At 71.1% G+C, this 15,214-nt stretch carries 19 protein-coding genes; 14 read left to right on the forward strand and 5 right to left on the reverse strand.

The genetic code is table 11. The features are described 5' to 3' along the window. Nucleotides 1–57: 57 nt before the first annotated feature. Genes fliW through ACR9Y5_RS00360 form a run of 4 tightly spaced genes read right to left on the reverse strand, consistent with a single transcriptional unit; the run spans nt 58 to nt 3,245 of the window. Complete coding sequence (gene fliW, locus ACR9Y5_RS00345) at nt 58–441, reverse strand: flagellar assembly protein FliW (protein ID WP_481296070.1); 384 nt, start codon at nt 439–441, stop codon at nt 58–60. Continuing rightward, nucleotides 438–1,322, reverse strand: coding sequence for a flagellar hook-associated protein FlgL (gene flgL / locus ACR9Y5_RS00350; RefSeq protein ID WP_481296071.1), 885 nt, complete (start codon nt 1,320–1,322; stop codon nt 438–440). The genes fliW and flgL overlap by 4 nt, the downstream gene beginning before the upstream one ends. Nucleotides 1,323–1,324: 2 nt before the next feature. Beyond that, the gene (gene flgK / locus ACR9Y5_RS00355; RefSeq protein WP_481296072.1) at nt 1,325–2,749 is read right to left on the reverse strand and encodes a flagellar hook-associated protein FlgK; all 1,425 of its coding nucleotides are present in this window, start codon (nt 2,747–2,749) and stop codon (nt 1,325–1,327) included. A gap of 4 nt (nt 2,750–2,753) precedes the next feature. Next, the gene (locus ACR9Y5_RS00360) at nt 2,754–3,245 is read right to left on the reverse strand and encodes a flagellar protein FlgN (RefSeq protein WP_481296073.1); all 492 of its coding nucleotides are present in this window, start codon (nt 3,243–3,245) and stop codon (nt 2,754–2,756) included. Between the two features lie 389 nt (nt 3,246–3,634). On the opposite strand from ACR9Y5_RS00360, the gene ACR9Y5_RS00365 reads away from it, so the two are divergent. The 5 genes from ACR9Y5_RS00365 to ACR9Y5_RS00385 all read left to right on the forward strand — a co-directional run bounded on the left by ACR9Y5_RS00365 (nt 3,635) and on the right by ACR9Y5_RS00385 (nt 7,615). After that, nucleotides 3,635–4,447 carry a sigma-70 family RNA polymerase sigma factor gene (locus ACR9Y5_RS00365; protein ID WP_481296074.1) on the forward strand — a complete coding sequence of 271 codons (813 nt, stop codon included), beginning with the start codon at nt 3,635–3,637 and terminating at the stop codon, nt 4,445–4,447. 96 nt (nt 4,448–4,543) lie between these two features. Then, entirely contained in the window at nt 4,544–5,380 is an 837-nt protein-coding gene (locus ACR9Y5_RS00370) for a flagellin N-terminal helical domain-containing protein (protein WP_481296075.1), read from the forward strand. A gap of 114 nt (nt 5,381–5,494) precedes the next feature. Then, nucleotides 5,495–6,883 carry a flagellar filament capping protein FliD gene (gene fliD / locus ACR9Y5_RS00375; protein WP_481296076.1) on the forward strand — a complete coding sequence of 463 codons (1,389 nt, stop codon included), beginning with the start codon at nt 5,495–5,497 and terminating at the stop codon, nt 6,881–6,883. Beyond that, nucleotides 6,880–7,308: a flagellar export chaperone FliS gene (locus tag ACR9Y5_RS00380; RefSeq protein WP_481296077.1), complete on the forward strand. Its 429-nt coding sequence runs from the start codon at nt 6,880–6,882 to the stop codon at nt 7,306–7,308. The genes fliD and ACR9Y5_RS00380 overlap by 4 nt, the downstream gene beginning before the upstream one ends. Continuing rightward, nucleotides 7,298–7,615: a hypothetical protein gene (locus ACR9Y5_RS00385; RefSeq protein ID WP_481296078.1), complete on the forward strand. Its 318-nt coding sequence runs from the start codon at nt 7,298–7,300 to the stop codon at nt 7,613–7,615. Before ACR9Y5_RS00380 ends, ACR9Y5_RS00385 begins: the two co-directional genes overlap by 11 nt. Nucleotides 7,616–7,625: 10 nt before the next feature. Here ACR9Y5_RS00385 and ACR9Y5_RS00390 read toward each other — a convergent pair whose 3' ends face one another. After that, nucleotides 7,626–7,919 carry a hypothetical protein gene (locus ACR9Y5_RS00390; RefSeq protein ID WP_481296079.1) on the reverse strand — a complete coding sequence of 98 codons (294 nt, stop codon included), beginning with the start codon at nt 7,917–7,919 and terminating at the stop codon, nt 7,626–7,628. Between the two features lie 559 nt (nt 7,920–8,478). On the opposite strand from ACR9Y5_RS00390, the gene ACR9Y5_RS00395 reads away from it, so the two are divergent. From ACR9Y5_RS00395 to ACR9Y5_RS00435, 9 genes are read left to right on the forward strand one after another with little or no spacing between them, the layout of a single operon-like run. Beyond that, nucleotides 8,479–8,820: a flagellar basal body rod protein FlgB gene (locus tag ACR9Y5_RS00395; RefSeq protein WP_481296080.1), complete on the forward strand. Its 342-nt coding sequence runs from the start codon at nt 8,479–8,481 to the stop codon at nt 8,818–8,820. A 10-nt stretch (nt 8,821–8,830) separates the two neighbouring features. Next, nucleotides 8,831–9,223 (forward strand): flagellar basal body rod protein FlgC, encoded by a 393-nt coding sequence (locus tag ACR9Y5_RS00400; protein WP_481296081.1) that lies wholly within the window; start codon nt 8,831–8,833, stop codon nt 9,221–9,223. Continuing rightward, nucleotides 9,223–9,528: a flagellar hook-basal body complex protein FliE gene (gene fliE, locus ACR9Y5_RS00405; RefSeq protein WP_481296082.1), complete on the forward strand. Its 306-nt coding sequence runs from the start codon at nt 9,223–9,225 to the stop codon at nt 9,526–9,528. Before ACR9Y5_RS00400 ends, fliE begins: the two co-directional genes overlap by 1 nt. Beyond that, nucleotides 9,528–11,132 (forward strand): flagellar basal-body MS-ring/collar protein FliF, encoded by a 1,605-nt coding sequence (gene fliF, locus ACR9Y5_RS00410; RefSeq protein ID WP_481296083.1) that lies wholly within the window; start codon nt 9,528–9,530, stop codon nt 11,130–11,132. Before fliE ends, fliF begins: the two co-directional genes overlap by 1 nt. Further along, nucleotides 11,129–12,139: a flagellar motor switch protein FliG gene (gene fliG, locus ACR9Y5_RS00415; protein ID WP_481296084.1), complete on the forward strand. Its 1,011-nt coding sequence runs from the start codon at nt 11,129–11,131 to the stop codon at nt 12,137–12,139. Before fliF ends, fliG begins: the two co-directional genes overlap by 4 nt. Then, the gene (locus ACR9Y5_RS00420; RefSeq protein ID WP_481296085.1) at nt 12,129–12,740 is read left to right on the forward strand and encodes a FliH/SctL family protein; all 612 of its coding nucleotides are present in this window, start codon (nt 12,129–12,131) and stop codon (nt 12,738–12,740) included. Before fliG ends, ACR9Y5_RS00420 begins: the two co-directional genes overlap by 11 nt. Next, nucleotides 12,737–14,050 carry a FliI/YscN family ATPase gene (locus tag ACR9Y5_RS00425; protein WP_481296086.1) on the forward strand — a complete coding sequence of 438 codons (1,314 nt, stop codon included), beginning with the start codon at nt 12,737–12,739 and terminating at the stop codon, nt 14,048–14,050. Before ACR9Y5_RS00420 ends, ACR9Y5_RS00425 begins: the two co-directional genes overlap by 4 nt. Continuing rightward, nucleotides 14,050–14,484, forward strand: a complete 435-nt coding sequence (locus ACR9Y5_RS00430; RefSeq protein WP_481296087.1) for a hypothetical protein — start codon at nt 14,050–14,052, stop codon at nt 14,482–14,484. The genes ACR9Y5_RS00425 and ACR9Y5_RS00430 overlap by 1 nt, the downstream gene beginning before the upstream one ends. After that, nucleotides 14,481–15,203 carry a C40 family peptidase gene (locus ACR9Y5_RS00435; protein ID WP_481296088.1) on the forward strand — a complete coding sequence of 241 codons (723 nt, stop codon included), beginning with the start codon at nt 14,481–14,483 and terminating at the stop codon, nt 15,201–15,203. Before ACR9Y5_RS00430 ends, ACR9Y5_RS00435 begins: the two co-directional genes overlap by 4 nt. The last annotated feature ends 11 nt before the right edge of the window (nt 15,204–15,214 follow it).

Below are 15,214 nucleotides of genomic sequence, written 5' to 3' on the forward strand. Positions count from 1 at the left end.
CGGGGCCTGCTCACCCAGCCGAAGTCGCTGGCCCGTAGCCGGCCGACCTTCGACCTCCTACGCCCCCGCCAGCGCTGCGAGTTCCGCCCGCACCGGGAACGCGTCGTCCTCGAGCACCAGCTGCAGGGCGGCGCCCGTCGTGCGGTTCACGATGACGGGGGCCAGCAGGTTGACCGTGCTGCCCTCGCGGGAGGGGGTTACGACGACCAGCAGAAGGGCGTCCGCCGCCTCGGCGATGCCGAGCTCCGCGGCGCGGTCGTCGGGCAGTTCGGGCGAGTAGCCGGGGAGGTGGCGCGAGGCGTCGATCGTGAAGAGGCGGATCTCCGGGCGCTCCACGGATGCCAGCGTGTAGAGGCCGTCGGCGCCCGGCACCGCGTCCAGCGTGAACGCGTCGAGCGGCTCCAGGCCGGGAGGCGGGGTGAGGAAGTGGACGGCGCTCACCGGAGGAAGTCCATCAGCGTCGGCTGCAGCACGCGGGCCGTCACGGCGATCGCGGTCTGGTAGTTCACGTCCTGGGTCTTGAGGTCGAGGATGACCTTGCTCAGGTCCACATCCTCCAGGGACGAGCGCTGGCCCTCGAGGGCGTTCGCGCCGACGGCCAGGGCGTCCTTCGCCTTGTCGATGCGGGTCTGGCGGCCGCCGACCTCCGCGTGCTCTCCCACGATCGCCTTCATCCTGTCGTCGATCTCCGCCAGGCGCGGCGTGACGTTCACGCCTGTGCGGAGGTCGTTCGCAACGTTGTCGATCAGCGCGAACACCGACGACGCGCCGGTGCCGAAGGCGGCGGAGCCGTCCGCATCCACCCGCACCGTGGTGTCGGGGCCGATCCTGCGCTCCACTGTACTTCCCGCCGTGCCGGTGAACGAGTAGTCCGGCTGGAAGGCCACACCCGCATCCGAGTTGCCGGCGAACACCGTGCGGCCCAGGTACGTGGTGTTGGCGAGTGAGAGGAGGCTCTGCTTCAGCCCGTCGAGCTCGGTCGCGATCGAGTCCTTCGCCGTCTGCGACATCGCACCGTCGTTGGCGCCCTGAACGGTCAGGTCGCGCACCCGGTGCATCAGCGTCTCGACCGAGGTGAGCGCCGAGTCCGCCGTGGTCAGCCAGGCGTCGCCGTTCGAGACGTTGCGCTGGTACTGGGAGGTCGCCGCCTGGTCCGACCGGACACCGAGCGCGCTCGCCGTGGCGGTCGGGTCGTCGGACGGCTTGTTCAGCAGGCGGCGGCTGGTCGCCTGGTCGTACAGCTGCGCCTGCCGCTGCAGGCTGAGCTGCAGGTTCCGCTGCGCGTTGAGGGTTTGGGTCGCGTTGGTCACACGGCTGATCACGGCTACCTCCCGACGAGTCCGGTGTGGTTGATGAGCACATCGAGGGCCTCGTCCACGGCGGTCATCACGCGCGCGGCGCCCTGGTAGGCGTGCTGGAAGGACAGCATGTTCATGTTCTCCTCATCCAGGTCGACGGAGGCGCCGGACAGCTGGGCGTTCGTCGCCGAGCTCGTCGCCATGTCGGCCAGGTCGGACTGCTGCTGCTCGGTGCGGCTCGCCACGCCGACACGCACCACGAACGCGGACCACTGCTTGTCCACCGCGTTCGTACCCGTGCCCAGCTGGCTGATCGCATCCGCGACGCTGCCGTCCGAACCGCCGGCGCCGGGCGTGCCGGTCGCGATCTGGCTCACGCTGGTGGGAACCACGGAGAGACCGAGGGCGGCGGGCTTGGTCGGATCGATGGCGAAGAAGTCGAGGCCGGTGGCGCCGGTCGGCGTCGTTCCGGTCTGGTGCACGGCGTTCACCCGCTGCGCGAGGGTCACCGCGAAAGCGTTGTAGCTGGCCGCGGCCTCGGCCAGGACTCCCCCGGTCCCGTTCGCGTCGGCCGGAGCGAGGGTGGACACGGCTCCGGCGATCGAGCCGCCCTCCATGGCGATCGCCGCGCCCGGGCGGTACGTCCACTCGAGCCGCGGCGGGTCGCCCGCCGCGTCGGCCATCCGGGACGCGCCGGCGGCCGTGACGGCGTTCGCCGTGGTGCCGGAGACCAGCGCGTTGCCGCCGACCAGCACATCCACCGTGCCGTCCTCGTTGGGGCGCACCAGTCCCCCGGCGAGCTTGGCGATGGAGGTCGTGAGCAGGTCGCGACGGTCCATCAGCTCGTTCGCGGACTGCCCGGACGCCAGCGCCGAGCGGATGCGGCCGTTGAGGTCGGCGACCTGCGTCGCAGCCGCGTTCAGGTCGGACACCATGCCGTCGACCGAGGTGCGCAGCGCGCTCCACTGGCCGTCGACCGCGCTGTACCCGCTCTGCAGCTGGGTGACGACGCTGTCCGCCTGCCCCAGCAGCACACCGGCAGGCGCCTGCTCGCCGGGCTGGTTGGAGACGTCGCCCCAGGCCGACCAGAACTTCTGCAGCTGCGTCGAGAGGCCGTTCGTGCCCGGCTCGTTCAGCGACGACTCCAGGGTGGACAGCGCGTCGGCGCGCGTGTTCGTGTAGCCGGAGAGCGCCGTGGTGCTGCGCACCCGGGCGTCGATCGCGGCGTCGTCGAGCCGCTGGATGCCGTCCACGTTCACGCCCTGCCCGGGGCGGACGCCGCCGCTGAAGAGGCCGGTGCTGTTGAGCGGGGCGACGCCCGAGGTGCTGACGCGCTGGCGGGTGTACCCGGCCGTGTTCGCGTTGACCAGGTTCTGCCCGACCACGTCGAGGCCCGCCTTCGCCGCCACCAGGCCCGTGTAGGCGGTGTTCAGCCCGCTGAAGGTGCTCATCCGCTCACGCCTCCGTGTCGAAGAAGCGCGCGGTGTCGCCCAGGCTGCCCGAGCCGCCCGCGCCGTACACGCCGGGGTCGTCGCTCCCGCCGGAGAGCGAGCTGAGCGTCTCCTGCGTCGAGCGCGCCGCCTCACGCAGCAGGCGTTCGTTGGTGTCACGCACCTCGGCGATCTGGGCGGTGAGCTCGGTCATGGCGGCCAGGTGCGAGCAGAAGATGTCGGACCAGATGCCGTCGGGGGCGCCGCTTGACAGCTCTCGCAGGGTCGCATCCGGGCTCAGGCCCCACTCGGCGGCGAGGGAGGCGACCTCGACCGTGCGCGCAAGACCGACCGCGCGCATCCGCTCGATGACCTGCTCGACTTCACGGGTGGCGTGGGAGATCCAGCGCGACTTGCCGGCGATGAGCAGCAGCTGCTCCTCCTCCAGCTTGAAGAGCAGGAGTTCCAGGAGCTCGCGCTCCTTCCACAGCTGCGCTGAGAGCTCGCTCGCGGCCATGTCGCTACCAACTTCCTCGTGAGTCGATGTGCGCACCTGGTCTCCTCGGGTCTGACGGACGGTGGACGGTGTCCCCGTCACGACAGACCATCGGCACGCTTGCGCCCGATGTTAGGCGCGAGCGCCGTCCGAGGTGGGCTGCGACGTACCGCTTCACAGAGGGGTGTCAGTATTCCCCGTACTGGGGGTACGGGATGCCCCGTAATGGGGGCAGATGTCACGCATTCTGAACACTCTCGCATTGTTACCGTGAACAACGGAAGACGCCTAGCACCTCGCTCGGCACCCGACTAAGTCCGAGCGTCCACCGCACCGCCCGAGTACCCGCGAGAACCTCCCCGAACGAGGTCGACGCGCGGTACCCGTCCGATGAAGAGGGGTCGCCCAGCGTGAACCGGAACGAACGCAACACGCTCGTCGTCGAGAACCTGCCGCTCGTCGGCTACCTGGTCTCCGACCTGTGCTCGCGTGCCACGCACCTGTCGCGCGACGACCTGGCCTCGGCCGGCTCCGTCGCCCTCGTGCAGGCGGCCGACGCCTACGACGCCTCGACCGGTGTGCCGTTCGGCGCCTACGCCCGCACCCGGATCGTCGGCGCGCTCGCGGACGAGCTCCGCGCCTCCGACTGGGCCACCCGCGGTGCGCGCAAGCGGATCAAGGAGACGCTCGCGGTGCAGGAGAGCCTGACGTCCTCCCTCGGGCGCAAGCCGAGCGTGGAGGAGATCGCGAACGCTCTCGGCGTCGACCGCGAGACCGCCGCAGCGGGACTCGCGGATGCCTCCCGGACCGTCACCGCCCTCGACGAGACCATCGAGCCGTTCCTGGTGTCGGAGACGGTCGGCCCTGAGGATGCGCTGCTCGCCGATGAGCAGACGGCGTACGTCCGCGCCGCGGTCGCCGCGCTGCCCGACCGGATGCGCTCCATCGTCGAGGCCATCTACTTCGACGACCGCACGGTCACCGAGATCGCCGAGGATCTCGGCATCACCCACTCCGCCGTCTCGCAGCAGCGGTCGGAGGCGATCCGGCTGATGCGCGAGGGGATGGCGACCCACTACTCCGACGACGGCGACCCCGTCGTCATCGAGGCCAAGACCTCGCAGGCCCGGCGCAGCGCGTATCTGGCGCGTCTCGCGCAGCACGCGGTCGCGGGCGTCTCGCGCCTCTCCCCCACGTCGCCTAGCTCGGCGCGTGCGTCCTGACAGCGGATCGCTAACGGGACGGAACAGACAGCCGATAGGGGCTGATGCGGACCACGGAAGGGCCGCGGACCACCACCCAGTCATGGAGGAAACAACATGGGTATGCAGATCAACACCAACATCGCGGCGAACAACGCCTACCGCAACCTGAACAACACGCAGAACGACCTCTCGAAGTCGCTCGAGAAGCTGTCCAGCGGCCTCCGCATCAACCGTGCGGCGGACGACGCGGCAGGCCTCGCCATCTCGGAGGGCCTGAAGGCGCAGGTCGGCGGTCTGACCGTCGCGGCCCGCAACGCTCAGGACGGCATCAGCGTCGTGCAGACCGCTGAAGGTTCGCTCACCGAGGTCCACTCCATCCTGCAGCGCATGCGCGACCTCGCGGTGCAGGGCGGCAACGACTCGAACAACACCACCTCGCGTGCGGCCATCAAGACCGAGGCGGACGAGCTCGGCAAAGAGCTCGACCGCATCACGCAGGGAACGAACTTCAACGGGATCGACCTCCTCAAGGGCGGCTCGCTGAACTTCCAGGTGGGCGCGGGCTCGACGGCGAACGACACCATCGCGGTCAGCCTGGCCGACGTCGCCACCTCCGTGGGCACCCTCTCGGGCGCCACCGGCGCGACCGGCTTCGACGTCACCAGCAACGCGACGGCGAACACCACGATCACCGCGATCGACAGCGCGATCACCGCCATCTCGACGGCCCGCTCGGAGCTCGGTGCTTCGCAGAACCGCTTCGAGTCCGCCGTGCGCAGCCTGAACGTCTCGAAGGAGAACCTCTCGGCCGCGTCCAGCCGCATCACCGACACCGACATGGCGGAGGAGATGGTGAAGTACACCCGCTCCAACATCCTGTCGCAGGCCGGCACCGCGATGCTCGCTCAGGCGAACCAGTCCAACCAGGGCGTCCTGCAGCTGCTCCGCTGATCGGGCCCGGCGGCCGGGGCGTAGTCCCCAAAGCGCGTCCCGGCCGCCGCACCACCCGCTCCACCGCACCACCCGAAGCACCCCGCACCGCCGTCGTAGGAGGGAGACCACCGCATGGGCATGGCCGTCGACGGGCTCATCAGCGGTCTGAACACCACGCAGCTGATCGACAGCCTGATGCAGGCGGAGGCGATCCCGCAGACCCTGCTGAAGAACAAGGTCACCGACTCCACCACCTACATCACCGCGATGCAGGCGCTCAACGCCAAGGTCGCGGCCCTCGCCGACTCGGCCGGCGCGCTGGCGAAGCCGACGGGCGTCGACCTGCACACCGCCTCCACCACGTCCGCCTCGGTCACCGCCACCGCGGGCACCGGCGCCGTGGACGGCACCATCGACTTCACCGTGGACGCGTTGGCGCAGTCCCAGGTCATGGTGACCGGGCCGCTGACGCAGTGGCCGGACCAGCCGCCGACCCTCACCTTCGTCGCCGCCGACGGAACGGTGAAGCAGGTCACCGCCGGCAGCTCCTCCCTCGCGGACGTCGCGGCGGCCATCAACCAGGCCGGCGTAGGCGTCAGCGCCACCCAGGTCGCGGCGGGCCTCGACCCCGCCACCGGCCAGCAGCTCTACCGGCTGCAGCTCAGCTCCACGAAGACCGGCGCGGCGGGCGCGTTCACCGCGTACCGCGGCACGCCGGCCGATGTCACGGCGGGCACCGCGACGAACCTCCTGTCCGACCCGGGAGCGGCCCAGGTGCGGGCGGCACAGGATGCGCAGCTCACCCTGTGGGCGGGCACCGGCGCCGCGCAGACGGTCACCAGCTCGACCAACACCTTCACCGGCGTGCTCCCTGGCGTGACGGTGTCGGTGAGCTCCGTGTCCAGCACCCCGGTCACCCTCACGGTCGCGCGGGACGACAAGGGGCTCACCTCTGCCGCGAGCTCGCTCGTCTCCAGCGTGAACGACATCTTCACCCTCATCGCGCAGAAGCAGGCGGTCACCACATCGACCGACTCGGCCGGCGGCACCGTGGTCACCGGCGGTGCGTTCACCGGCGACTCGACCACCCGCGACGTCAACCAGAAGCTCGTGGATGCGATCAGCTCCCCCATCGGCGGCATCTCCCCCTCGACCTACGGCATCAGCATCCAGCGCGACGGCACCGTCACGTTCGACCAGAACATGTTCGCCACCGCCATGGCGGCGGACCCGGACACCGTCGAGAGCGCTCTGACGACCATCGCGCAGCGGGTCGCAGACGCCTCGACGGCGGCGAGCGACACGTACACCGGGTCGCTGTCGCTCCGGATCAAGGGCGAGCAGTCGACCGTCACAGACCTCAACGACCAGATCACCGACTGGGACACCCGGCTCGCCGACCGGCGGTCGACACTCGAGAAGACCTACGCGAACCTCGAGGTGCAGCTGCAGCAGCTGCAGTCCCAGTCGTCGTGGCTGACCGGCCAGCTGTCGTCCCTCCCCACTGCGAGCGCATCATGAACGTCCTCACCTCCGCCGCCGCCAAGCTCAACGCGTACAACCGCGACAGCGTGCTCTCGGCGAGCCCGGCACGGCTGCTCACCATGCTCTACGACCGGCTCCTGCTCGACCTCACCCGCGGCGAGGCCGCGCTCCAGGCGTCGCAGTGGCCGACGGCGTGGGAGAACCTGCGCCACGCCGACCAGATCGTCGCCGAGCTCGCCGGCACGCTGCGTGTGGACCTGTGGGACGGCGCGGACGGGCTGCTCCAGCTCTACGGCTATCTGGCGGACCTCATCGTCGGCGGGATGATCGAGCGCGACCCGGCGAAGGTGCGCGAGGCGATCGATGTGGCCGAGCCGCTGCGCCAGACCTGGCACGAGGCCGCCCGCATCCTCCCGGCGACCACGGCCGCGGAGACGGATCGGGACCTCGGTGTCGCCTGACGCCCTCGAGGTGGACGCCCCGCGGGAGGACGTGCTCGCCTGGTCCGACACCCTCGACCGCATCGAGCAGGAGCTGCACGGCGCGCTCGCCGCGGTGGACCCGGTCCCCTGGCGTCCCCCGATCGGTCTCGGCCCCATCCCGCCCGAGCTGCAGGAGCGCGCCGCGCGCCTGCTCGAGGCGCAGCTGCACACCATGCGCTACCTCGAGGACGTGCGCCAGACGACCGCACGCCACCTCGCGGCGGTGCGCGCGGTGCCGCGTTCGGAGGCCGGGCCGCACCCGGTCTACTTCGATCTGATCGGCTGAGTCCCTGGGCCTACTCTCGCCGACCGGCAGCGCCCAGCCGGACCGATGAGTTGAGGTAGGCGCATCCCACGGCGCTGAAGAGCAAGGCCGCGGTGAACCGGGGGACGAGTCCGAGGTCGCCGCGGGCCGCGCCGAGTGCGAGCGTTGCGGCCTGGACGGACATGAGCGCGGCGAGGAGGGATCCCAGCAAGGGGCGCCCCGTCATCCGCCAGCCGGCGCGCGGAGGCGTCGCCTCCTCCCCCGCGCTGCGGAACAGCCGCCCGCCGACTGCGACGGCGACGACCACCACCATGTACGCGGCCACCGTGTACGACGATCACCCCGTCGCTTGTGATGAGGATCGCGCACGCGCGAAACAATTTCATCGTGTCCTTCTTCCGTCGTCCGCTGTGCGGACGGCGCGAACCAGCTGGTCACCGGCATGCGGAAGCGGCAATGTCCATCGACTCGTTGACAGACTCAGACGCGCTGAACCGGCGATCATCACGCCTCCGGTCGGCTCCGTCTCTTCGACGGGGTTCTCCACCTGTGGATAACTCTGTGCAGAATCCGTGGATACGCGGCTGAATCGTGTGGAGGACACGCGCGGGATGTGTGCAGTCTCAGATTCCCAGGTAAGCGAAAGGTCAGCTGACCTGCGCTTTTTACGACGAGGAAGCGTTTTCGAACGCGTCTTCGAAAACACACGGCTGTAATTCACATCGGGGTACAAGCTGTGGATGGATGTGTGGGAATCGCCCTGCGAACACCCGCCGAAAACGGCAGCTAACGGTTGCGGGGGAACGGTCGATAGCTCTTCCTGAGCACGGATCGCTCACCGACTTGGCCACGGATGGGCCGCCCCACGACCCTGGAGTGCAGCTGTGCTCGAATCCGTGACCAGCGCCGCCCTGACGAGCGCCCTCGACGGCCTCGCCGCGCGCCAGCGCGCCATCGCGAACAACATCGCCAACGTCAACACGCCCGGCTACACGGCGCAGCGGGTGTCGTTCGAGGATGCGCTCGCGGCCTCCGTCGCCGACCACGACGGACACGTCTCCGCGACCGCTGCGCGCTCGCTCGAGCCGACGCGCCTCGACGGCAACAACGTGAACCTCGACACCGAGACAGTCTCGAACGTCGACACTGTGCTGCGGTTCCAGTTCGCGTCCCAGGCCGCCGGCAACGAGTTCTCCGCCATCCGTGCCGCACTGAAGACCAGCTGAGGAGCATCACGTGACCTTCGACGCCATCGGGATCGCCGGAACGGGGCTGACCCTGCACCGGAAGTGGCTGGACGCCATCTCGGACAACCTCGCCAACATCAACACGGCAAAGCCTACGGACGGCGCCGCCTTCCAGGCGCGTTACATCGTCGCCCAGGAGGGCGAAGGGGTGTCGGGCGTCTATGTCGCCGGCGCCGCGTACGGCAGCGCGGAGGGCCGCATGGTCTACGAACCCGACAACCCGGTCGCCGACGCGAACGGGTACGTCCGCTACCCGGACATCGACCTGTCGGAGCAGATGGGCTCGCTCATCATGGCGCAGCGCGGCTACCAGGCCAACGCGGCCGTCGTCGACCGGGCGAAGGAGACCTACCAGGCGGCCCTCCAGATCGGGAGGAACTGATGCCCATCCCCGCCATCGGAGCGATCTCCGCCGTGACCGCCGGCCCCGGCGCCACGGCGACGTCCGCCGCAAGCGGCACCGGGGGAGCGTCCTTCGGGAACGCCCTCACCGGCGCCGTCGACGACCTGCAGCAGCTGCAGGGCACCAGCGACAAGCTGGCCATCCAGGCGGTCACCGGCAACCTGGACGACATCCATGACGCGACCATCGCATCCACCCGCGCCCAGGTGACCCTGGAGCTGGTGGCCGGCGTGCGCAACAAGGCCGTGGACGCGTTCAACGAGATCATGCGGATGCAGGCCTGATGCCCCAGCAGGTGACGAGCTTCCTCCGGCGGATCGGCGACTCCATCCGCGGGTTCTCGCTGGCCCAGCGGGTGATCGCGATCATCGGCGTGGCCGTCGTGGCGCTCGGGATCACCGGGATCGCCATGTGGGCATCCCAGCCGTCGTACACGCCGCTGTTCTCCGGCGTCGCGGCGTCCGATGCCTCCGCGATCGTCGACCAGCTGCGCACCGACAATGTGCCGTATCAGCTGACCGACGGAGGGTCCACGATCCTCGTGCCCCAGGAGAAGGTCTACGACGAGCGGCTGAAGGCCGCGTCGGCCGGGCTTCCGGCATCCAACACGGGCGGCTACTCGCTGCTGGACAAGATGGGCGTCACGTCGTCCGAGTTCCAGCAGAACGTCACCTACAAGCGGGCGATGGAGGGCGAGCTCGGCAACACGATCGCCGCGATGAAGGGCGTCAAGACCGCGTCCGTGCGGCTGGCGATCCCCGAGGAGACCGTGTTCGCGGCCGACAAGAAGGACCCGACGGCCTCCGTCTTCGTCGAGACCCAGAGCGGCGTCGATCTCAGCGCGGACCAGGTGCAGGCCATCGTCCACCTCACGAGCGCGGCGGTGCCCGGCATGAAGCCGACCGACGTCGCCGTGGTCGACGCCGACGGCACCGTGCTGAGCACGGTCGGCGGCGGCGCGACCGGGGGAGCGGACAAGCAGGCCAGCGACTACGAGACCCGGGTGAAGGCCGCGGTGCAGGACATGCTCGACAAGGTCGTCGGCGCGGGCAACGCGACCGTCGCGGTGGCAGCGGACGTCAGCACCGAGAGCGCGCAGCGCACCGAGGAGTCGTACACGGCGCCGACCGACGCCCCGTCGCTCAGCGAGACCACGCAGAAGGAGACCTACACCGGCTCCGGCGCGGCGGGGAGCGCCGGAGTGCTCGGGCCCGACAACATCGCGGTGCCCAACGGGACCAACGGCAACGGAACCTTCGACTCCGAGTCGAGCACGAAGGACAACGCGGTCGACAAGGTGACCGAGCAGCGCACCATCCCGGCCGGGGCGATCAACCGCCAGACGGTCTCGGTCGCCCTCAACTCGGACGCGGTCGGCGGCGTCAGCGCCAACGAGATCCGCAACCTGGTCAACGCTGCGGCGGGCATCGACGTCAAGCGCGGCGACTCGGTCAGCGTCGAGATGGTCCCGTTCAGCAAAGCCGGGGCGACTGAGGCGGCCAAGGCGCTCAAAGAGGCGAGGGATGCGGCTGCGGCCGATCAGCTGACCAGCATCATCCGCAGCTCCCTCATCGCGGGGTCGATCGTGGCGGCCGCGATCATCGCGTTCGCGCTGTTCCGCCGCGGCCGCCGCCGGGCGGCCGAGAACGCCGAGCTCGCCCAGGACGCCGACTCGCTCGCGCTCGACGCCTCCCCGTTCCCGATCGCACTCGAGCAGGCGGCGCCCACCGTGCCGATGCAGCTGGACCCGCTGCCGGACCCGGCCCCGGACCAGGCCGAGCTCGAGGCCGACCGGCGCAAGGCGGAGATCGAGGCGCTCGCCGAGCGCGACCCGCACAAGACGGCGGATTTCCTGCGCAGCCTCATGGATGACAGGGCCGGCGTATGAACGCGACCCTGACCGGCGCCCAGAAGGTCGCCGTGGTGCTGATGAACATGGACCAGCAGCGTGCCGCCCAGGTGATGAAGCAGTTCTCCGACGAGGAGGCCGACGAGATCACCGCCGAGATCCTGCGGCTGCGCCGCGTGGACCCCGGCGTGGCCGAGAAGGCGCTGAGCGAGTTCCACGACCTGGCGACCCGCGGCACGATGACCACCCGCGGCGGCCGCGACATCGCGGTGGGGCTGCTGGAGGCGTCCTTCGGCGCCGAGCGCGCGACGGGCGTGCTCAACCGAGTGGCGTCCAACCTGGCGGGGAAGCAGTTCGAGTTCCTCGACACCGTGGAGCCGGCCCAGGTGCAGATGCTGCTCGCGGGCGAACTGCCGCAGACGAGTGCGCTCGTGCTGGCGCACCTGCGCGCGGACCATGCGTCGCGCATCCTGACCGGGCTGGACGACCGGACGCGGACGGAGGTCGCCCACGCGATCGCGACCATGGGCTCGCCGAGTCCGGATGCCGTGCGCGTGGTCGCCGAGACGCTGAAGGAGCGCGCGAGCGCGGTGGTGGGTTCGCGGGCGTCGTCCGACGCCGTCGGGGGAGTGCAGCCGCTCGTCGACATCATCAACCGCTCCGACGCGGCCACCGAGAAGGCGCTGCTGGAGGCGCTGGAGCAGCGCGACCCTCAGCTGGCCGAAGAGGTGCGCTCGCGGATGCTGACCTTCGACGACATCGTCCGGCTGGAGCCCCGCGATGTGCAGCAGGTGCTGCGCGGGGTGGATGCGGCGGTGCTGGCGGTCGCGATGAAGGGCGCCAGCGAGGCCGTCACCGAGGTCATCACGACGAACCTCTCCGAGCGCAACCGGGAGATCCTCGAGGACGAGGTGCGCATCCTCGGCCCGGTGCGCGTGTCGCAGGTCGAGGACGCCCGCGCCGAGATCGTGCGCTCCATCCGCGACCTGGAGGCGACGGGCGCCATCACCGTGCAGCGCGGGGACGAGGACGCATATGTCGAGTGAGCCCGCCGCCGCGATCGCGTTCGAGCCGCTGTCCGTCCCGGTCATCGCCGAGACGGAGCACGAGCGCGCCGCGATGACGTCCGCGCGCTCGCGCGGGTACGCGGCCGGGTTCGCCGACGGGCGGCGCGCAGCCGCGGAGGAGCAGGAGCGTTGGCAGGCAGCCGCCGAGGACGCCCGCGCTGCGGAGGCCGCTGAGGCGGCGGACCGCGTGGCGGTGCTCGCGGCCGCGCTGCGGAGTGCGGCGGTGGAGTTGCGGGAGGCGACCGTCCCGCTGCTGGCCGAGGCCGAGTCCGTGCTGGTCGAGTCGGCGTTCGAGCTCGCGACCGCCGTGGTGGGCGTCGCGCTGGAGGACCGGCTCGCGGCTGCGCGCGCAGCGGTCGAGCGCGTGGTCGCCGCGGGCCGCCCGGGGGCGGTGCCGGTGGTGCGGATGCATCCGGACGACCTCGCAGAACTGCAGCGCGCCGGGACCGCCGGCGAGGACGCGCAGCTCGTCGCGGATCCGGCCCTGACGCGCGGCGACGCGATCGGCGAGCTGCCGACCGGATGGCTCGACGGGCGTATCCAGGCCGCCTTCCTCCGCGCGAAGGAGGCGCTGTCGTGAGCGCGGTGCGGGAACGCTGGGGGACGGCCGTCGCCGCGGCGGCCGTCGAACGCGTCGGCAGGGTCACCGGCGTCGTGGGTCTGGGCGCGGAACTCGAGGGCGTTCCGGCGGCGCTGGGCGACGTGGTCGTCATCGGTGAGAAGCCGGGCGTGCACGCCGAGGTGGTAGCCACGACGGCCGACCGTGTGCGGGTGATGCCGTACGGGCCGCTGACCGGGATCGCCGCGGGAGCGCCCGCGCGGGCCGTGAGCGCGCCGCTGCTCGTGCCGACGGGGCGCGGGATGCTCGGCCGCGTCATCGACGCGCTCGGGCGACCGGTGGACGGGCGCGGACCGATCGAGCCGGACGGTTTCGTGCCGCTCGGCAACCGCGCGCCCGATGCGATGCGGCGGGCGCGCATCCTGCAGCCCCTCGGCCTCGGCGTGCGGGTTCTCGACACGATGGTCACGGCCGGGCGGGGCCAGCGCCTCGGGCTCTTCGCCGGATCCGGCGTCGGGAAGTCGTCGCTGCTGTCGATGATCGCGCGCGGAACGGACGCGCAGGTGTCGGTGATCGCGCTGGTGGGGGAGCGCGGCCGTGAGGTCCGCGAGTTCCTCGAGGACGACCTCGGGCCGGCCGGGCTGGCGTGCTCGGTCGTCGTGGTCGCGACCTCGGACGAGCCGGCCGTGATGCGGCTCCGCGCCGCCTTCGCGGCGACCCGGATCGCGGAGGCGTTCCGCGACGAGGGCGCCGACGTGGTGCTGATGATGGACTCGCTCACCCGCGTCGCCATGGCGCAGCGCGAGATCGGGCTGTCGGCGGGTGAGCCGCCGGCGACCCGGGGCTACCCGCCGTCGACGTTCTCGCTGCTCGCCCAGCTGCTGGAGCGAGCCGGGACGGGAGAGACCGGATCGATCACCGGTCTCTACACCGTGCTGGTCGACGGCGACGACCACAACGAGCCGATCGCGGACGCGGCCCGCTCCATCCTGGACGGGCATGTCGTGCTCGACCGCAAGCTGTCCGTGGTCGGGCACTTCCCCTCGGTGGACGTGCTCGGTTCCGTGTCGCGGCTCGCATCGCGCGTGACCGCGCCGGAGCAGCGGGCCTCCGCGGTGGCGCTGCGCAGCATCCTGGCCGCCAGAGTCTCCGCGCAGGACCTGCTCGACGTCGGCGCGTACAAGCCGGGCACCAACCCGAAGGTGGATGCCGCGGTCGCTCACGCGGACGCGATCGACGCGTTCCTGCGGCAGGGGATCGGCGAACCGGCCCCGGCGGCGGAGTCGTGGGCGCGCCTCGAGGCGCTCGTCGGAATGCTGGGAGGCGTGTGATGGCACGGACGTTCGCCCTGGCGGGCCTGCTGCGACTGCGGCAGATCGAGAAGGAGCACGCGGCCAGCGATCTGGCGGCGGCCAACGCGATGCGGCGGGATGCCGGGGAGCGGCAGGCGCGGGCCATCGCGGCCCTGCACGCTGTGCCGGCCGAGGCGACCGACGCCGGCACGCTGTTCGCCATGGCGGCCGCGCGCGCCTCCAGCCGCAGCATGCTGGCCGACCTGTCGGCGCTCGCCGCACAGGCGGAAGCGCAGGCGTCGGAGGCGCAGCACGCGTTCACCGAGGCCAAGAAGCGGGCGGTGGGGCTGGAGAAGCTGGAGTCGCGGCACCGGGCCGAGGTCGTCGCGGGCGACCTGAGCGCCGAGCAGGCGGCCGTCGACGAGATCGCGACGGGCGCGTGGCAGCGAGCCAGGAACGGGGGAGAGGCATGACCGTCACGGATGCGATCGGCCGGATCGCGCAGATCCAGGCGACGCTGGTGCAGCTGGATACGGGCACGCGGGCGACGATCGCTTCGGCGTCGTCCGGGACGTCGGCTGCGACCTCGACCTCGGCGACGGACTTCGCGTCTGCGCTCTCCGGGGCGCTCGGCGCCACCGACGGCACCGCGACCGGAGCCGTGACCGGATCGGACGTCGTCGCCGACGCCACGAAGTACCTCGGTGTGCCCTATGTCTTCGGCGGGACCAGCGCCTCCGGCCTCGACTGCTCGGGACTGGTGCAGCGGGTGTTCAAGGATCTGGGGATCGACGTGCCGCGCCTGGTCTCCGGCCAGTCCACGGTCGGCACGGAGGTGCCGTCCCTGGCTCAGGCGCAGCCGGGCGACCTCATCGTGACCAACGGCGGCGAGCACATCGTCATCTATGCGGGCGACGGCAAGGTCATCCACGCGCCCAGCGAAGGACGCACGGTGAGCCTGGTGGACAACTGGATGAAGGACTCCGACATCGTGACGATCCGGCGGGTGGTGCCGCAGGCGGCGCCGGCGGGGGCGTCGGCCGGGCTGGGGGCGCTGAGTTCGCTGGGGTCGCCGGGGTCGCTGGGGTCGCTGGGTTCGCTGCTGTCCTCGGCGGGGTCGGCCGGATCGTCGGCGCAGGCCGACATGCTCCGGTCGCTGTTCGCGTCGCTGACCCAGGACGGTTCGCTGTGAGCCCGGGCGGG

This window comes from Leifsonia sp. KNZ13-11D (assembly GCF_056754895.1).

What these genes read in the sequence shown, in the direction of transcription:
- fliF (WP_481296083.1), top strand. Translation starts at nt 9,528, where the DNA reads ATGCCCCAGCAGGTGACGAGCTTCCTCCGGCGGATCGGCGACTCCATC.
- ACR9Y5_RS00380 (WP_481296077.1), top strand. Translation starts at nt 6,880, where the DNA reads ATGAACGTCCTCACCTCCGCCGCCGCCAAGCTCAACGCGTACAACCGC.
- ACR9Y5_RS00370 (WP_481296075.1), top strand. Translation starts at nt 4,544, where the DNA reads ATGGGTATGCAGATCAACACCAACATCGCGGCGAACAACGCCTACCGC.
- ACR9Y5_RS00430 (WP_481296087.1), top strand. Translation starts at nt 14,050, where the DNA reads ATGGCACGGACGTTCGCCCTGGCGGGCCTGCTGCGACTGCGGCAGATC.
- ACR9Y5_RS00435 (WP_481296088.1), top strand. Translation starts at nt 14,481, where the DNA reads ATGACCGTCACGGATGCGATCGGCCGGATCGCGCAGATCCAGGCGACG.
- flgK (WP_481296072.1), bottom strand. Translation starts at nt 2,749, where the DNA reads ATGAGCACCTTCAGCGGGCTGAACACCGCCTACACGGGCCTGGTGGCG.
- ACR9Y5_RS00360 (WP_481296073.1), bottom strand. Translation starts at nt 3,245, where the DNA reads ATGGCCGCGAGCGAGCTCTCAGCGCAGCTGTGGAAGGAGCGCGAGCTC.
- fliG (WP_481296084.1), top strand. Translation starts at nt 11,129, where the DNA reads ATGAACGCGACCCTGACCGGCGCCCAGAAGGTCGCCGTGGTGCTGATG.
- ACR9Y5_RS00420 (WP_481296085.1), top strand. Translation starts at nt 12,129, where the DNA reads ATGTCGAGTGAGCCCGCCGCCGCGATCGCGTTCGAGCCGCTGTCCGTC.
- fliE (WP_481296082.1), top strand. Translation starts at nt 9,223, where the DNA reads ATGCCCATCCCCGCCATCGGAGCGATCTCCGCCGTGACCGCCGGCCCC.
- fliD (WP_481296076.1), top strand. Translation starts at nt 5,495, where the DNA reads ATGGGCATGGCCGTCGACGGGCTCATCAGCGGTCTGAACACCACGCAG.